16 protein-coding genes and 1 tRNA gene are annotated in these 15,114 nt (G+C 36.4%); 9 read left to right on the forward strand and 8 right to left on the reverse strand.

What is annotated here, in order from left to right; genetic code table 11:
• Window positions 1–22: 22 nt before the first annotated feature.
• A complete protein-coding gene (locus CKV67_RS04460) occupies window positions 23–442 on the forward strand; it encodes a VOC family protein (RefSeq protein WP_014092355.1) in 420 nt (139 codons plus the stop codon).
• Window positions 443–495: 53 nt separating this feature from the next.
• Here the strand turns inward: CKV67_RS04460 and ltaS are convergent, their stop codons facing one another.
• Window positions 496–2,457, reverse strand: a complete 1,962-nt coding sequence (gene ltaS, locus CKV67_RS04465) for a lipoteichoic acid synthase LtaS (protein ID WP_014092356.1) — start codon at window positions 2,455–2,457, stop codon at window positions 496–498.
• Window positions 2,458–2,714: 257 nt separating this feature from the next.
• On the opposite strand from ltaS, the gene CKV67_RS04470 reads away from it, so the two are divergent.
• The 4 genes from CKV67_RS04470 (at window position 2,715) to lplA1 (ending at window position 5,978) form a co-directional block, all read left to right on the forward strand.
• Window positions 2,715–3,338 carry a DNA-3-methyladenine glycosylase gene (locus tag CKV67_RS04470; protein ID WP_014092357.1) on the forward strand — a complete coding sequence of 208 codons (624 nt, stop codon included), beginning with the start codon at window positions 2,715–2,717 and terminating at the stop codon, window positions 3,336–3,338.
• 108 nt (window positions 3,339–3,446) lie between these two features.
• Complete coding sequence (locus tag CKV67_RS04475) at window positions 3,447–4,112, forward strand: class A sortase (protein WP_025279835.1); 666 nt, start codon at window positions 3,447–3,449, stop codon at window positions 4,110–4,112.
• 116 nt (window positions 4,113–4,228) lie between these two features.
• On the forward strand, window positions 4,229–4,960 hold the full coding sequence (locus tag CKV67_RS04480) for an MBL fold metallo-hydrolase (protein WP_025279836.1): 732 nt from the start codon (window positions 4,229–4,231) through the stop codon (window positions 4,958–4,960).
• Between the two features lie 22 nt (window positions 4,961–4,982).
• The gene (lplA1, locus tag CKV67_RS04485; protein WP_025279837.1) at window positions 4,983–5,978 is read left to right on the forward strand and encodes a lipoate protein ligase LplA1; all 996 of its coding nucleotides are present in this window, start codon (window positions 4,983–4,985) and stop codon (window positions 5,976–5,978) included.
• Window positions 5,979–6,018: 40 nt separating this feature from the next.
• Here lplA1 and CKV67_RS04490 read toward each other — a convergent pair whose 3' ends face one another.
• The 3 genes from CKV67_RS04490 to CKV67_RS04500 all read right to left on the reverse strand — a co-directional run bounded on the left by CKV67_RS04490 (window position 6,019) and on the right by CKV67_RS04500 (window position 9,721).
• On the reverse strand, window positions 6,019–6,624 hold the full coding sequence (locus tag CKV67_RS04490; protein WP_014092359.1) for a TVP38/TMEM64 family protein: 606 nt from the start codon (window positions 6,622–6,624) through the stop codon (window positions 6,019–6,021).
• Window positions 6,625–6,717: 93 nt separating this feature from the next.
• Window positions 6,718–7,659, reverse strand: coding sequence for a glycosyltransferase GltA (gltA, locus tag CKV67_RS04495; RefSeq protein WP_014092360.1), 942 nt, complete (start codon window positions 7,657–7,659; stop codon window positions 6,718–6,720).
• 13 nt (window positions 7,660–7,672) lie between these two features.
• Window positions 7,673–9,721: an ArnT family glycosyltransferase gene (locus CKV67_RS04500; protein WP_025279838.1), complete on the reverse strand. Its 2,049-nt coding sequence runs from the start codon at window positions 9,719–9,721 to the stop codon at window positions 7,673–7,675.
• A 187-nt stretch (window positions 9,722–9,908) separates the two neighbouring features.
• On the opposite strand from CKV67_RS04500, the gene CKV67_RS04505 reads away from it, so the two are divergent.
• The 4 genes from CKV67_RS04505 (at window position 9,909) to nfsA (ending at window position 12,511) form a co-directional block, all read left to right on the forward strand.
• Window positions 9,909–9,979 (forward strand) — tRNA-Gly (locus CKV67_RS04505).
• 105 nt (window positions 9,980–10,084) lie between these two features.
• Window positions 10,085–11,218: a tRNA epoxyqueuosine(34) reductase QueG gene (gene queG / locus CKV67_RS04510; protein ID WP_014092362.1), complete on the forward strand. Its 1,134-nt coding sequence runs from the start codon at window positions 10,085–10,087 to the stop codon at window positions 11,216–11,218.
• Between the two features lie 20 nt (window positions 11,219–11,238).
• Window positions 11,239–11,748: a tRNA (uridine(34)/cytosine(34)/5-carboxymethylaminomethyluridine(34)-2'-O)-methyltransferase TrmL gene (trmL, locus tag CKV67_RS04515; protein WP_014092363.1), complete on the forward strand. Its 510-nt coding sequence runs from the start codon at window positions 11,239–11,241 to the stop codon at window positions 11,746–11,748.
• Window positions 11,749–11,770: 22 nt separating this feature from the next.
• Entirely contained in the window at window positions 11,771–12,511 is a 741-nt protein-coding gene (nfsA, locus tag CKV67_RS04520) for an oxygen-insensitive NADPH nitroreductase (protein WP_014092364.1), read from the forward strand.
• A 44-nt stretch (window positions 12,512–12,555) separates the two neighbouring features.
• Here nfsA and CKV67_RS04525 read toward each other — a convergent pair whose 3' ends face one another.
• The 4 genes from CKV67_RS04525 to CKV67_RS04540 form a co-directional block, all read right to left on the reverse strand.
• The gene (locus CKV67_RS04525) at window positions 12,556–12,717 is read right to left on the reverse strand and encodes a lmo0937 family membrane protein (RefSeq protein ID WP_003719142.1); all 162 of its coding nucleotides are present in this window, start codon (window positions 12,715–12,717) and stop codon (window positions 12,556–12,558) included.
• 84 nt (window positions 12,718–12,801) lie between these two features.
• Window positions 12,802–13,266 carry a low molecular weight protein-tyrosine-phosphatase gene (locus CKV67_RS04530; RefSeq protein ID WP_014092365.1) on the reverse strand — a complete coding sequence of 155 codons (465 nt, stop codon included), beginning with the start codon at window positions 13,264–13,266 and terminating at the stop codon, window positions 12,802–12,804.
• Between the two features lie 18 nt (window positions 13,267–13,284).
• Window positions 13,285–14,034: an SMI1/KNR4 family protein gene (locus tag CKV67_RS04535; protein ID WP_014092366.1), complete on the reverse strand. Its 750-nt coding sequence runs from the start codon at window positions 14,032–14,034 to the stop codon at window positions 13,285–13,287.
• Window positions 14,035–14,145: 111 nt separating this feature from the next.
• Window positions 14,146–15,108, reverse strand: coding sequence for a hypothetical protein (locus CKV67_RS04540; protein WP_014092367.1), 963 nt, complete (start codon window positions 15,106–15,108; stop codon window positions 14,146–14,148).
• Between the last annotated feature and the right edge of the window lie 6 nt (window positions 15,109–15,114).

Raw genomic sequence — 15,114 nt, forward strand, 5'->3', positions numbered from 1 at the left:
TAATGAAAGAGGGTGTTAGTCAGTGAAACAATCAATTGTTCATATTGCCTTAGTTGTTAAAGATTATGATGAGGCTATTCGATTTTACACGGAAAAATTAAATTTTGAATTAGTAGAAGATACCTATCAACCAGAACAAGATAAAAGATGGGTAGTAGTGGCTCCACCTAATTCCAAAGGGACAACGATTTTACTTGCAAGAGCCTCCGAACCAATACAAACTGATTTTATTGGTAACCAAGCAGGAGGAAGAGTCTTTTTGTTTCTAGGAACGGATGACTTTTACCGAGATTATAATAATATGATAGAAAAAGGAATAGAGTTTGTAAGAGAACCAAAGACGACGGATTACGGGGAAGTTGCAGTGTTTAAAGATTTGTATGGCAATTTATGGGATTTGGTTCAATTTTCGGAAGATCATTTAATGAAAAGACGACTCTAATGGCTAGTAAATAAAAAGAAGCGAGCCCCCGATAAAGGGAAACTCGCTTCTTTTTATTTATCTTCTGAATCTGTTGTTTTTTTCTTGTTGTAATTATATTTACTTGGATCTACTTTTTCAAAACCATCAGGAGCATAGAAACGTAACAAGTCGCCTTGTAAGACCGAATCAGAAAGTTCTAGCTCTTTCGCTACTTTTTCTTTCGTGTCTTTCATTTCTTTTGTTTCTGTCGCAATTGATTCACCCGTTTTTTGGTTGTATAGATTGCCACCGATCATGGAATAATCAGGAGTAATGTAATCTCCATTTCGGAATGGAACTAATTGCTTATGATCTTTTGAAAGTAAGTCTGTACCAAATTGCAAGTATTCTTTGTTATCGATACCAAGTAAGTGAAGTAACGTTGGTAGAAGGTCCACTTGACCACCATATTGTTCTTGAACGCCACCTTCCACGCCAGGAACATGAATCATTAAAGGAACACGTTGCGCTTGAGCATTTTCAAAAGAGTTGTATTCTTTACCAAGAATTTTTGTCATGGCTTCTTCATGGTTATCAGAAATACCATAGTGATCACCATACATAATAATCACGGAATTATCGTAAATTCCGGATTTCTTCAAGTAATCAATAAAGCTTTTCACGGATTCATCTAGATAACGCGCTGTTTGGAAGTACGTATCAACGGATGAATCGCCAGTTGTCGCTGGAGCAATCGTCGCATCCTTTTCATCAATTGGATAGGGGAAGTGATTGGTTAGCGTAATGAATTTTGTATAGAATGGTTGCGGTAGGGAAGATAGATATTCTTCAGACTCTTGGAAGAACGGCTTATCCTTTAATCCATAGTTAGAAACATCCGCTTCATTCATATCATAGTAACTAGCGTCAAAGAAGTGATCGTAACCAAATTGTTTATAAATTTCGTCGCGATTCCAGAAGCTCTTATAGTTACCGTGGAATACAGCACTTGTATAACCTTGTTGACCTAAAATAGCTGATGCGGATTCGTAAGTGTTTTGACCTTTTGTTGTAAAGGCAGAACCTTGAGCTAATCCGTAAAGCGAATTCTCCAGTAACATCTCAGAATCAGCTGTTTTACCTTGGCCGGTTTGGTGGAAGAAGTTTGTAAAGCTTAGTGTATTTTGATCTTTAAAGAAAGAGTTAATAAACGGCGTTACTTCTTCTCCATTTAGTTTATAGTTCACTAAGAATTGTTGGAAACTTTCTAAATGAATATAAATAACGTTTTTGCCTTTCGCTTTCCCAAAGTATTCTGGGTTTGGCGCGGCATATTTTGATTTAGTGTAATTCAGTACTTCTGTTACATCACTACTGTCAGCAAGAGCTCGCTGCGTGGAGGATTCTGTGCTTTTTACTGCATCATAAATTTGATAGTTAGTCATACCAAGATATTTTACAATATAATTTCTATCAAATGTTCTTGTTAATAATTGCGGACGATCAATTTCAGCAAGTCCTAAATTAGCAAAAAACATGGCGATACCAAGCGTAAGAACACCGACAACCTTTCTGGCACGAATACGAGCAGTTTTGTCAGGTTTTACAAAACGGAAAGCAAGCAGTGCAATTAAAAGAACGATGTCGATAAAATAAATAATATCATGCCAGCTAAGTAATGCTGTGATACTGCTACCCATGTCACCCATGTTCTGCATTTGTTTTGGATTTAGATTCGGAAGTGTAATAAAATCACTGAAGAATCGATAGTACACAATATTTGCGTAAAGGATAAAAGTCATTAGAAAATCAATAACGATAATCCAAATAAATGAGCGACGTCCTTTAGCAAAAAGCGCAAGACCTATGAAAAAAATAGCCCCACTTAATGGATTAATGAACAGCAATATTTGCTGCATAAGATTTTCAATACCTAGTTTAAATTCTGTTTGATATGCAATATACGTTTTTAGCCAATAAAGAATGACGGCTAGAACAAAAAATCCATAATTCTTGCTTAAAAACGTTTGGATTTTTATTTTCCAATCCTTCATGAAACACCTCTCCTACACACTATTTAATCGATTTATTTGTTTTTTTGAAATGAAAAAAAGAAGCTGTATTTATGTAAAAAAATAATACCATACAGCACCCACTTTAACATAATTCTAACACAAGATTAATAAAAGGCAAGTTATAACATATGCGACTCAAGTCTGATTTTGACTGAAATAGGCGGATGTTACTACTTCAAAAACAACCATTTTTATACTGATTTCTGCTAAAATAGAAGAAAACGCCGAGGTGAATTATGAATCCAATTATCTCTAAAGATTTTTTTGAAAAAAAAACGACGGTAGAAATAGCAAGAGACATCCTTGGTATGCGTCTAGTTCATCAGACTGATAAAGGGAAGATGTCTGGGTACATTGTGGAAACAGAAGCATATTTAGGCGCAACCGATATGGCAGCCCATAGCTTTAGAAACCTTAAAACAAAGCGAACAAACATTATGTTTCAACCAGCAGGAACTATTTATATGTACCAAATGCATCGCCAAGTATTGCTTAACTTCATTACGATGAAGGCAGGAATTCCGGAAGCCGTGCTAATTCGTGCTATTGAGCCAGAAGAATCATGTGAAAAGGAAATGGAACAAAACAGAAACGGAAAAACAGGAATCGAATTAACAAATGGTCCAGGAAAAACAACACAAGCTTTAGGATTAAGTATGAAAGATTACGGGAAAACTCTCTTTGATAGTAATATTTGGTTGGAAGAAGCGAAAATCCCGCATTTAATAGAAGCAACTAATCGAATTGGCGTACCGAACAAAGGTGTAGCAACCCATTATCCGCTAAGATTCACTGTCAAAGGAAGCCCCTATATTTCAGCTCAGCGAAAAGGACTAATTTCCACTAATATTTGGCAATAAATTTACAAAGTTGTCACAGATAAGGCATATTCTTTGAATTCCATATCAATATTCTTTGCGTCAAAAGGATGGCTACTATATAATAAAATAGTTACAAGGAGGAATTATATGTTAAAGAAAACAATCGCAATAATTATTTTAGTCATCGGTTTACTGTTGATTTTTTCCCCATTCATTAAAAATGGGATCGTAAAGTATTTAAGTAGCCACGAAACTATCGAGCAATATCAACCAGAAGATATTAAGAAAAACAATGAAAAAGAAGCAACTTTTGATTTCGAAAGTGTGCAACTTCCATCGATGACTTCTGTTGTCAAAGGTGCAGCAAACTATGATAAAGATGCTGTAGTTGGTTCTATTGCGGTTCCTTCTGTAGATATTAATTTACTTGTTTTTAAAGGAACAAATACAGCTAATTTACTTGCTGGAGCGACAACTATGCGCCCTGATCAAGTAATGGGGAAAGGTAATTATCCACTCGCAGGACACCATATGCGTGATGAATCCATGCTGTTTGGCCCAGTTATGAAAATCAAAGAAGGCGACAAAATTTACATGACTGATCTAGAAAATTTATACGAATATGAAGTAACAGAAACAAAAACAATTGATGAGACTGAAGTTAGTGTTATTGATGAAACAAAAGATGCAAGAATTACACTAATTACATGTGATAAACCAACTGAAACAACGAAACGTTTTGTGGCAGTGGGTGAATTAGAAAAAACAGAAAAACTAACAAAAGAACTTGAAAATAAATATTTCCCTAAATAAAAAGCAAAGACAGCCAATTTTTAAAGCTGTCTTTGTTTTTTTCTGGATAATTTCTCCTTTTATTCCAAATGTTGTATCATATAAGAGAGGTTTATATTGAGAAAGGAAGTGCAATGATGAAACTAACCGTTTTTGGACATTGGGGTGGCTATCCAGCTGCAAATGAAGGGACATCCAGCTATTTGCTAGAAGAAGATGGCTTTAAACTGTTAATCGATGTTGGTGCAAGTGCCGTTTCTATTATGCAAAATTATATCGACCCAGATGAAATTGATGCGGCGATAATTTCTCATTACCATCCAGACCATGTAGCAGATGTAGGGATTTTGCAGCATATTCGACTATTATCACCAAAAAAGGAAAAACCGCCCATATTACCAATCTATGGACATAACGAAGATGAACGCGGTTACTCTTATTTAGAAATGCCAAATGTCACCAAAGGAATAGCATATAAAGCAGATGAAACTTTAGAAATTGGCCCATTTAAAGTTATTTTTTTAAAAACTATTCATCCAGTTGTTTGTTATGCAATGCGGATAGAAGCAGCAGGGAAAGTGTTTGTATACACCGCAGATAGTGCTTACCAAGATAGCTTTATTCCTTTTTCGGAAGAAGCAGACTTACTTGTTGCTGATACAAATTTTTTCCATGACCTAGCTGGGAAAACAAAAGTGCACATGGCAAGCGTAGAAGTGGCAAAAATTGCGAAAGAAGCAAACGTGAAATCGTTGTTACTTAGCCATTTGCCAGAAGTTGGAGATTTAGAAGTGCTGAAACAAGAAGTAGCAGCGATTTATAAAGGAGAAATAGCACTTGCGTCAAAAGGATTCACAAAAACATTTTAAGATAGAAGGAGTAGGTAGGGGTATGTACTTTGTAGATAATAATAATGAAAAGGACCCACGTATCAATTTAGCAGTGGAGGAATTTATTTTAACGGAATTACAATTAGATGAGCCAGTGTTGTTATTTTATATCAATAAACCATCGATTATTATTGGACGGAATCAAAATACAATAGAAGAAATCGATACAGAATATGTGGAAAAAAATGATGTGATTGTCGTTCGTAGACTTTCAGGTGGTGGCGCAGTTTATCATGACGAAGGAAATTTGAATTTTAGCTTTATTACTGAAGATGATGGTGAATCGTTCCATAATTTTGCGAAGTTTACCCAACCGATTGTAGAAGCATTGAAGCGACTTGGTGTAAATGCGGAATTAAAAGGCCGAAATGATTTACTTATTGATGGTTTTAAAGTCTCTGGAAATGCCCAGTTTGCTACAAAAGGAAAGATGTTCTCGCATGGAACATTAATGTACAACTTGAACATCGATAATGTCGTGGCCTCGTTAAAACCGCGGAAAGACAAAATTGAGTCAAAAGGAATCAAATCTGTTCGAAGTCGTGTTGCAAATATTTCTGATTTTATGAAACAAGAAATGACAACCGAAGAATTCCGGGACTTGTTATTACTTTATATTTTCGGCGTGGATAAAGTGGAAGAGGTCAAAGAATATAAATTAACTGAAAAAGACTGGGAAAAAATCCGAGAAATATCTGCAAAACGTTACGGTAATTGGGATTGGAATTACGGGAAATCACCAAAATTTGACTTAGACCGGACAAAACGTTTTCCAGTTGGATCTGTGGATGTTCGTTTAAATGTCAAAAAAGGAATTATCACGGATATTAAAATTTTTGGCGACTTCTTTGGGGTGAAAAATGTAGCGGACATCGAACAAAAACTACTAAATGTCACTTATAAACGAGATGCTCTGGCTGAAGCTCTAGCCGATATCGAAGTAAAAGAGTATTTTGGAAACATTACAAAAGAAGAATTTTTAGACTTACTTTATTAAAAAAAAACGGAAAGTACGCTTGGTTGATGTACTTTCCGTTTTATTTTAGATTTTTTCCGGACATCCAATGTTCCAGTCGTTTTCCGATAAACCAAAGAATTACCACACAAACGATGAGAATAGTTAGCTTGAATGGCTCGTGAATCAAATCAACAAAATCATAACCAATATAACTAATAGCAAAAACTTTGACAATTTTCCCGCCTATAAGGGCAAGCAAGAATTGATAGACTTTTATTTTCGAAAGTCCTGCAACAATGTTAACTGCAGAGGAAGGAGTAAAAGGCATAACGAGTAGAATGAATATCGGACTAAAACCATGTCTATCGATCCATTCCATGACTCGTTTAATTTGCTTATGACCAGAAATAAATCGTAAAAAGCGAGTTTGTCCAAGTTTTCGCGCAAGAAGAAAGACACAAAGACTGCCAGCAATTGCAGCAGTAACAGAAATGATAAATCCACCAAGTAATCCGTAAGCATTCACATTCACGACAACAAATAAAATAAACGGTAAAAAAGGTAAAAATGCTTCAATGAAAGGTAAGAGAAAAGCTAAAAGAGGTCCTAAACTCCGATACTCACTTAGCCAGTACATCAAATTATCATAAGAAAAGAAGTTCATCATATCCTGCCACAAATTCATAAAGAAGCCTCCAGTAGTCGACAAATAACATGCTTTATTTTCTCATATAAAACGGATAAAGAGGAAATCCTAGCATTAGCCAGGATTTTATTTTTATTTAGAAAAACCATTTTCTTCTTCTACTATATAAAGTGGACGGTCTTTTACTTCATCGTAAATTCGACCAATATATTCACCGATTAAACCAAGTATGAAAAGAATAGTCCCTCCAAATACGAGTTGCAAGATAATTATCGAAGTCCAACCGGTTAATGTTGTATCTGTAAAGAACCTTTGGAAGAGAACAATAATTAAATAAACAAAGCCGATGAATGCTGTAAGAACTCCTAAATAACTTGCTAATTTTAATGGACGGTAAGAAAAAGAAGTAATACCGTCAATGGATAATTTAATCATTTTTTTTAGTGGATATTTTGTCTCACCAGCAGCTCGTTCGTCTCGTTCATAATGAATGGCTGTTTGTTTAAAACCGAGCCAACTTACTTGCCCACGTACAAATGGATTTTTCTCATGTAGGCTAGCTAGTTCGCGGCACACTTGCGCATCCATTAGGCGGAAATCACCAGTATCTACCGGGATATTAATATCGGTCAACTTACTTAAAATGCGGTAAAAAAGAGAAGCACTTTGTTTTTTGAAGAAGCTTTCTCCTTTCCGTTTTAGGCGCTTTGCATAAACGACTTGATAGCCTTCTTTCCATTTTTTCACCATTTGAACAATCAATTCTGGTGGATCTTGTAAGTCTGCATCAATTACAATCACCGCTTTACCACTTGCATAATTCGCACCAGCAGTAATCGCAATTTGATGACCAAAGTTTCTCGAAAAATGAAGTGCTTTAACGCAATTATCTTCTGTACTTAATTTCTGTAATATACTTCTTGTTAAATCTTTACTTCCATCATTCACAAAAATAATTTCATAAGTTCCGTCAAGCGACTGCATCACGTCTGTAAGCCTTTGGTAGGTTTTTACTAATACTTCCTCTTCATTAAAAACTGGGACTATACATGAATAATCCATCTCTTTATTCATCACACACACATCCTTATTTCAATTGATAAAGTGTTCCGTTTTCAGTGCCATTCATTCCCGGCATAGCACTTTCTGAATTCTGTGATGTGTTTTCGATAGTAGAAGTGGAGCTACTCCATTCTGTACTATCGATTTCTGTTCCGTTTTCTTCTACCCATTTTACCACATCTGAGTCCGAAGCTTTAGTATTTGTTGGAAGATAAAAATATTTAATTTCGCCATCTTTCATCATTTTCTTCAACTGCTTGACAGTAATAGTTGGATCTGTACCATTAAAACCACCAAGTGCCATGACTGCTTTTTTGGTTTGGATAATATATGGACCTGCTGTGGTTGCATCAGTTGTTCCAAATAAATAGGTTTCTGAAGTATTGTTTTTTTCTAGATAGCTAATCAACCTATCATCCACAGAAGCGTCCGCAAAACCGCCGTGGCTAGATTTTTTTAATTGTGGTCCAGCTTCTGGTAATGAACTATTGCTACCATACAAAATGGGGGTTAATGACCAATAAAGTGGGGCAACTAATAAAATCGCTAATGCTAATGCAGTCATTTTTGACGCTAACTTTGTATGTTGCTGAATAGCAATTAAAATTATCGAAACGCTTATAGAGGTGAGACCGACAACAATAGCAAGTAAAGGTAAATAGGAGAAAATAAAGAATGTTTGCAATGCTCCCGTCAGCATTATAGATATTGGAAGTAGAAATCTTTGCCAATTTGATTTTTCTCGGTATAAGTGGAATAACGAAACAAAGCCGACACCACTAAGAACTGCTATTGGAGGAGCTAGCATGATTAAATAGTAATGATGGAAAAAGCCAGCAATACTGAAAAATCCTGCAACTGGAATGAGCCATGCAGCCCAGAAAACCATCTCTTTTTGCTTTGAATTCAGTTGATAGATTCGTTTATTTTCATTTCGATACGCTAAGAATATCGCTAACATTCCGATAATTACAAGGGGGAAGAACCAACTTATTTGGTCACCTAGTGCAGTTTGGAATAGGCGAAGTGGTCCTGCTGTTCCTGTTCCAAACATACCTGTCCCACCAGTCATTTTGGAACCAGTATTACCACCACCATTAACACCTGGACCGCCGCCATTAGAAGGAGTTCCACCACCATCAGCAGTACTAATTTGTGGCGCCGAACCGTGGTCCATACCACCACTAGGAGGTTGCCTTGGTATGGATGACTCATTGGAGCTAGCCACATTTCCGCCAGGCTGGGTCATTTCTGAATTACTACTAGTTCCCGTACTCATTCCAGTTTCTTGCCCAAGTAGTCGTTCTACACCATTGTACCCAAATGCAAGTTCAAGTACGGAGTTTGTTTGGCTACTACCAACATACGGCCTTTCAGAAGCAGATGTTTGGTCAACGATGACTGCCCATGAAACCGAAACACCAAACATCAAAACAAGTGCTACGAAAAGTTGAATAGCTTTTTTCTTCCATTTCAATTTGACAGCAATAAAGTAAAATAATACAAAAGCGGGAACAACCATAAAGGCTTGAAGCATTTTGACATTAAAACCTACCCCAATAAGTGCGAATGCAAGTAAAAGCCAGCGAAATTTCGCTTTGTAAACAGCTTTAAATAGAAAATAAGTTGCCAGTAATAAAACAAAAACAAGAATCGCATCCATATTATTCGTTCGTGTAACTGCAACTGTGATAGGTGTTAGTGCCATAATTAGCGCTGTAATCCGTGCAGCCCATTTGCCGAATTTAGGCTTCACTAATACGTAAAGTAAAATAACCGAACCAACTCCTGCTAATGCCTGAGGTAGAATAACACTCCAACCGTGAATACCAAATATCAAGGCACTAATTGCTTGAAGCCAAAGTGCAACGGGTGGTTTATCTACAGTAATAAAGCCAGCAGGATCAAACGCCGCATAGAAAAAATTATGGGAGTTTTGCACCATACTTGTCACTGCTGCTGTATAATAAGGATTTACCGTATCATCATTCCAAATACCATAAAAATAAAAAAAGATAGCAAGCATAATAATACCGATAAAGTAAAAATCCCAAGTTCTCATCCATTTTTTCATCGTCTTCACTTCTTTCCATAAGATAATAAGTCTTATTCTAGAGGGGAAATATGAAAAAAACGTGAATAAACATAGAAATAAAGTAGATATTTTAATTTTAAAAAGAAATTATCGAAAAAGTCTTGTCAAAACTCGCGTGGAATGGTATTATATAAAAGTTGTTAAAACACTAAGTACTACTTACTTTGCGGGTGTAGTTTAGTGGTAAAACTACAGCCTTCCAAGCTGTTGTCGTGGGTTCGATTCCCATCACCCGCTTCATATTTAAAAAATCCTGTTATCAACGCAGTGTTTCGACCTTTTTAAGCGAAGCATTGCGTTTATTTTATTGCTCGAAAACAAGGAGAGGGGGTGCTTAGAAGCATGGATACAGAACCAAATTATAGTAAACTAAAAAAAGAATTAATTGCTTATGCACACGAAATTGGTATTCAAAAAATCGGCTTCACAACAGCTGACCCATTTTTGTTTTTGAAAGAGCGATTATTAGAATCAGAAGCATTAGATTTGTTTACCGGTTTTGAACATCCTATTATTGATGAAAGGGTGTATCCAGAACTCATCTTCCAAGAACCGCAGTCGATTATTGCGATTGCACTTGCCTACCCATCCAAATTAAAAGAAGCACCAATAAGTAAAAAAGAAGGAAGACGCGGCGTATTTGCTAGAGCTTCTTGGGGAATTGATTATCACACCATTTTACGAGAAAAATTAGCCCTACTAGAAACTTTTTTGGCTGAACGATTACCAGATGTTCGGATGAAATCAATGGTTGATACAGGAGAACTTTCTGATGTAGCAGTTGCGGAACGAGCAGGTATTGGTTGGCGCGGAAAAAACACTCTACTGATAACCCCAGAATACGGCTCGTGGGTCTATTTAGGTGAAATGATAACTAATATTCCTTTTGAACCAGATCAACCCGCGAGTGACCTCTGTGCGAGTTGTAATCAATGCGTTAAAGCTTGTCCAACAGGTTCACTTCTTGGTGAGGGCAAAATGAATCCTAAAATATGTTTAAGCTATCTTACGCAAACAAAAGACTTCTTAGATGAAAAATATCGCGAAGTGTTGCATAATCGTTTGTATGGCTGTGATACTTGCCAAGTTGTTTGTCCATACAACAGAGGACATGATTTTCATTTTCATGAAGAAATGGAACCAAATCCGGAACTTGTTCGTCCAGAATTAAAGCCGTTACTTAAAATATCTAATCGCGCTTTTAAAGAGCAGTTCGGTGATATGGCTGGATCATGGCGTGGGAAAAAGCCTATTCAGCGCAATGCTATTATTATTTTAGCGCGTTATAAAGATAAAACAGCTGTCCCAGATTTAATAGAGTGTTTACAAAACGATCCACGACCAGTTATCCGAGGAACTGCTGGCTGGGCATTACGCAAAATTGGCGGAGATGAGGCAGAAAAAGCCATCGAAAAAGCTCTCCAAATTGAACAAGACGAGCAAGTACTCCAAGAATTAGCAGCTATGCCAAATTAATAGAAACCAGGTGAAAAGAAATGCCAAACCATATTGTACTTTATCAACCAGAAATCCCTGCAAATACAGGGAATATCTCTAGAACTTGTGCCGGAACCGATACTTATTTACACTTAATTCGTCCACTTGGTTTTTCCACAGATGACAAAATGTTAAAACGTGCAGGGCTTGATTACTGGGATAATGTAAAACTTACTTATTATGATTCTATCGATGAGTTTTTTGAGAAGAATCAAGGCGGAGAATTCTACTATATTACTAAATTCGGTCGTCATGTTTATAGTGATATTGATTATAGCGATACAACGAAAAACTATTTTTTCATTTTTGGTAAAGAAACGACCGGATTACCAGATGCACTTTTACAAGAAAATGAAGAAAATTGTTTACGGATTCCGATGACAGACCATATCCGCTCACTTAATTTATCCAACACAGCGGCGGTTTTAGCCTATGAAGCACTTCGTCAACAGAATTTTGGGGCGCTTTTACAAGAACCCAATTATGATAGAAAGATTTTTAAAGATTAAGTTGATTTTGGGGGGGATTAGGGTGAATCAAGCAATCGACACGATACTAGGACATTATTCAGTTCGGAAATTTGAAGATACAGCACTAACAAAAGAAGAACTAGCGATACTTATAAAAAGCGCACAGGCTGCTTCGACATCTAGTTTTGTTCAGGGCTATTCGATTATCGGTATAGCGGATAAACAAATTCGTGAAAAAATTTCCGCAATCGCTGGAAATCAACCATATACAGTTCAAACGGGGCAACTATTTATATTTGTCGCGGATTTAGCAAGACATTATGCTATTTTAGAAAGCGAAGAACTAGACACAGAAGCACTATCAACTTCGGAAAAATGGCTTGTCGCAGTGATTGATGCCGCTCTTGCAGCACAAAATATGGCTATAGCAGCTGAATCGCTTGGCTTAGGCATTTGTTATATCGGTGGAATTAGAAATAATGTTGGAAAAATAGCAGAAATTTTAGAATTACCACCATATACCATGCCGTTATTTGGTCTGACAGTCGGACATCCGGTAACAAATCAAGAAGCGACAAAACCAAGATTACCTCAAGAGTTGATTTATCACCAAAATACCTATCAAAAAATGAATCCAGCAATTTTAGCAGACTATGATGAAAAAATAAAACAGTATTATGATGATAGAACCGCTGGAAAACGTGTCGAAAGCTGGTCTGAACAAATCGCGAGTGGCTTAAGTAGGAAAAGTAGGCTAGATTTAAAAGCGTTCTTAGAAAAACAACATTTAAGTCAAAAATAAAAAGAGAACACCCGCCGTCGAAACAGCGAGTGTTCTCTTTTGCTTTATTTGCGTTTGTTTCTAGCCATTTGAATTAAATTCCAAATAACAAGTATTAAAACAATAACGAGCAAGATATTAATTAATCCACCCGCAATATGGAAAATAATTCCAATTAACCATACAACTAACAAAATAACAATAATTCCCCAAATAAGTCCTAACATTAAAAAACCTCTTTCTACATAAACATTTGATTGTACTGTTATATATTCCCGTGAGGTCATTCTTTAAACATAGAAAGATGAAAACTAGTTAATTTGTTTCGTAATATATGCTAGTAGCGCGTTCACACCAGCTGTTATCATTTGTTCTGTTTCATCAAAATCTCCAGTATAGTAAGGATCAGGAATATCTTTTTCTTCTTGACCAGGAACAAAAGACATCAACGAGCGAATAGTCGCAGCAGAATTAGTTGCAAGTGCCTCTAAATCACTTAAATTCTGTTGGTCCATTCCAATAATAAAATCTGCTTCCGCAAAATCAGCAGCAGAAATTTTTCTCGCTTTCATCGACTGATAATCGATATGATGTTTTTTCAAAATCGCTTTTGTTCCTCGGTGGGGTGGTTTTCCTAAATTCCATGTACCAGTCGCAGCGGAATCAATCGCAATTTTATCCGTCAGCCCAGCTTTCTCTACTTCAGCTCGGAAAAGTCCCTCCGCCATAGGAGAACGGCAAATATTTCCTAAACATACAAATACTACTTTTATCAATGTTATTCCTCCTTTTTATCAGTCGTGCCATTCTTTTTTTAATAACTCTAATGCGACCCAATCTATTCCTGCACTTTTTGAAAGTAATAAGAAAATCGTTTCTACTAAATCAGCATCTAGTTTGCGCCGGAAATATAGCAATTGATTTTCAAATAAACTATAGGCAAGCAAACTATACGGAATTTCTTGCTTTTCGAGTAGGGTTATTAAAGTTTGCAAATACCAGTTTTTATTTGAATAATCCTCTAACGCTTCCATTAATTGCTTTGTTTTCTGGACATTAGTTGCCGCAAGAATTTGATCTAATTTGATACGTGGAAAACGTTCCGCCATATCGATAGGAAAGGGGCTGAAATATAGCTGTTCTAAAAAATCCGCCATATTATCAGCAATAATAAGCGTTTGTAAAGTTTCAAAGTCAACATAGATGATACTTGGTGTCTGATGCTCCTCTGTATACGAAAAGCCAATATAGCGAGATTTATCCTGATGGAAAAAAACTTGTTTGCCAGCAAGTTCCACATCTTTTTGTTCCGGAATAAAAGGTAACAATTCATCTAATCCAGCCAAGTAATAAATTTCACCAAAATCAAGCCCGTAAGATGTAGGTTCGCATGTTTTAAACTGATTCTTTCTAATGAGTCCACCATTTTGTTTTTGTATTAACTGTTTATATTCAGCAGGTAAAGAAACACCTAGCTCGGTTTCTTTCGCACGAATAGTATTTTCTGTTACTCCTATACTACCGTTATCTATCCAAATACTCATCATCCTCAACTCCTCCCTGTATTATCCTAAAAAAATAGAGGAAGCGCAAATAAAAAACATAGTCAGGAAAAGCCGATTATTACGGTTTTTCCTGACTATATTTAGTAAGAGTTATTTTAGACCATCACTATAGTAATTATTTTCATTGCGAGCATCAAATTTAGCTGTAAGTGTCTCCGTTTGTTCTACTAATTCTACCTCTTTTTCTGTATCAAAAAGGGGATAGGCAGCTTGGAGAAATAAAAGCCGGTCTAAGCCACTCTCTGATTGAAGTGCTGTTTCTTTGTTTGTATCAAACACTTCTCGTGCTTTTTCAAGTTGGTTCGAGCGAACTAAATAATGAAGTAGGTTCGCAAGTGGCGGGACTAATGCTCCTTGATTTTTCACAAGCGGATACCCTTTATCGAAACATTCCTGTGCCATTTCAGTGTCACCTAGTTCTAAATAAGCAAGTGCCATAGTACCGTAAGTTAAATGAGGGACTTCTGCGCAGCGCTGTTTACCAGTAATAATTGGTTTAGCAACTTTTTTTGCTGTTTGATAATCTTTAGCAAAACAATAATAATGAACTTGATCATTGGTTTCGCAAGCAGGACAATCGTTTAAGTAATCTGCTTTGGTTGAATACCACTTTTCAAAGTATTGTTTCGCTTTTTCGCTGTCACCCATCCGTATCGCTGCAAGGGTAGTAACTTTATAGTAGGGGCGGAGCGAATAATTCTGCTGTTCAAATTTGGTTTTCATATCTAGCAAAAGACCATCTACTTGCGCCTTAGAAACCTCGTCAAATGTTGGAATGTGTTCGCTAATCCATTTGTATTTCCAAAGTAAATCATAAGCATCGATAATTGATTCGTCATCTTCCCATTTCTTCACTAACCAACTAAAAGCTTTCAATTGTTTTTTCGGAAAGCCAGCAGTTAGGCAAGTATCGATGAGCATATCACGAGCTTCTACCGCATTTTCCAAATCATTATACATATCAGCGCTAGTAATTGCCCGTTCTAATACTTTCACCTTCTCTGCATTATCTTCCATTTGCCATGTCATTTCTAAATCTTCTAAATAACTCATTTATGT

This window comes from Listeria ivanovii subsp. ivanovii, assembly GCF_900187025.1.
Classification (GTDB): Bacteria; Bacillota; Bacilli; order Lactobacillales; family Listeriaceae; genus Listeria; species Listeria ivanovii.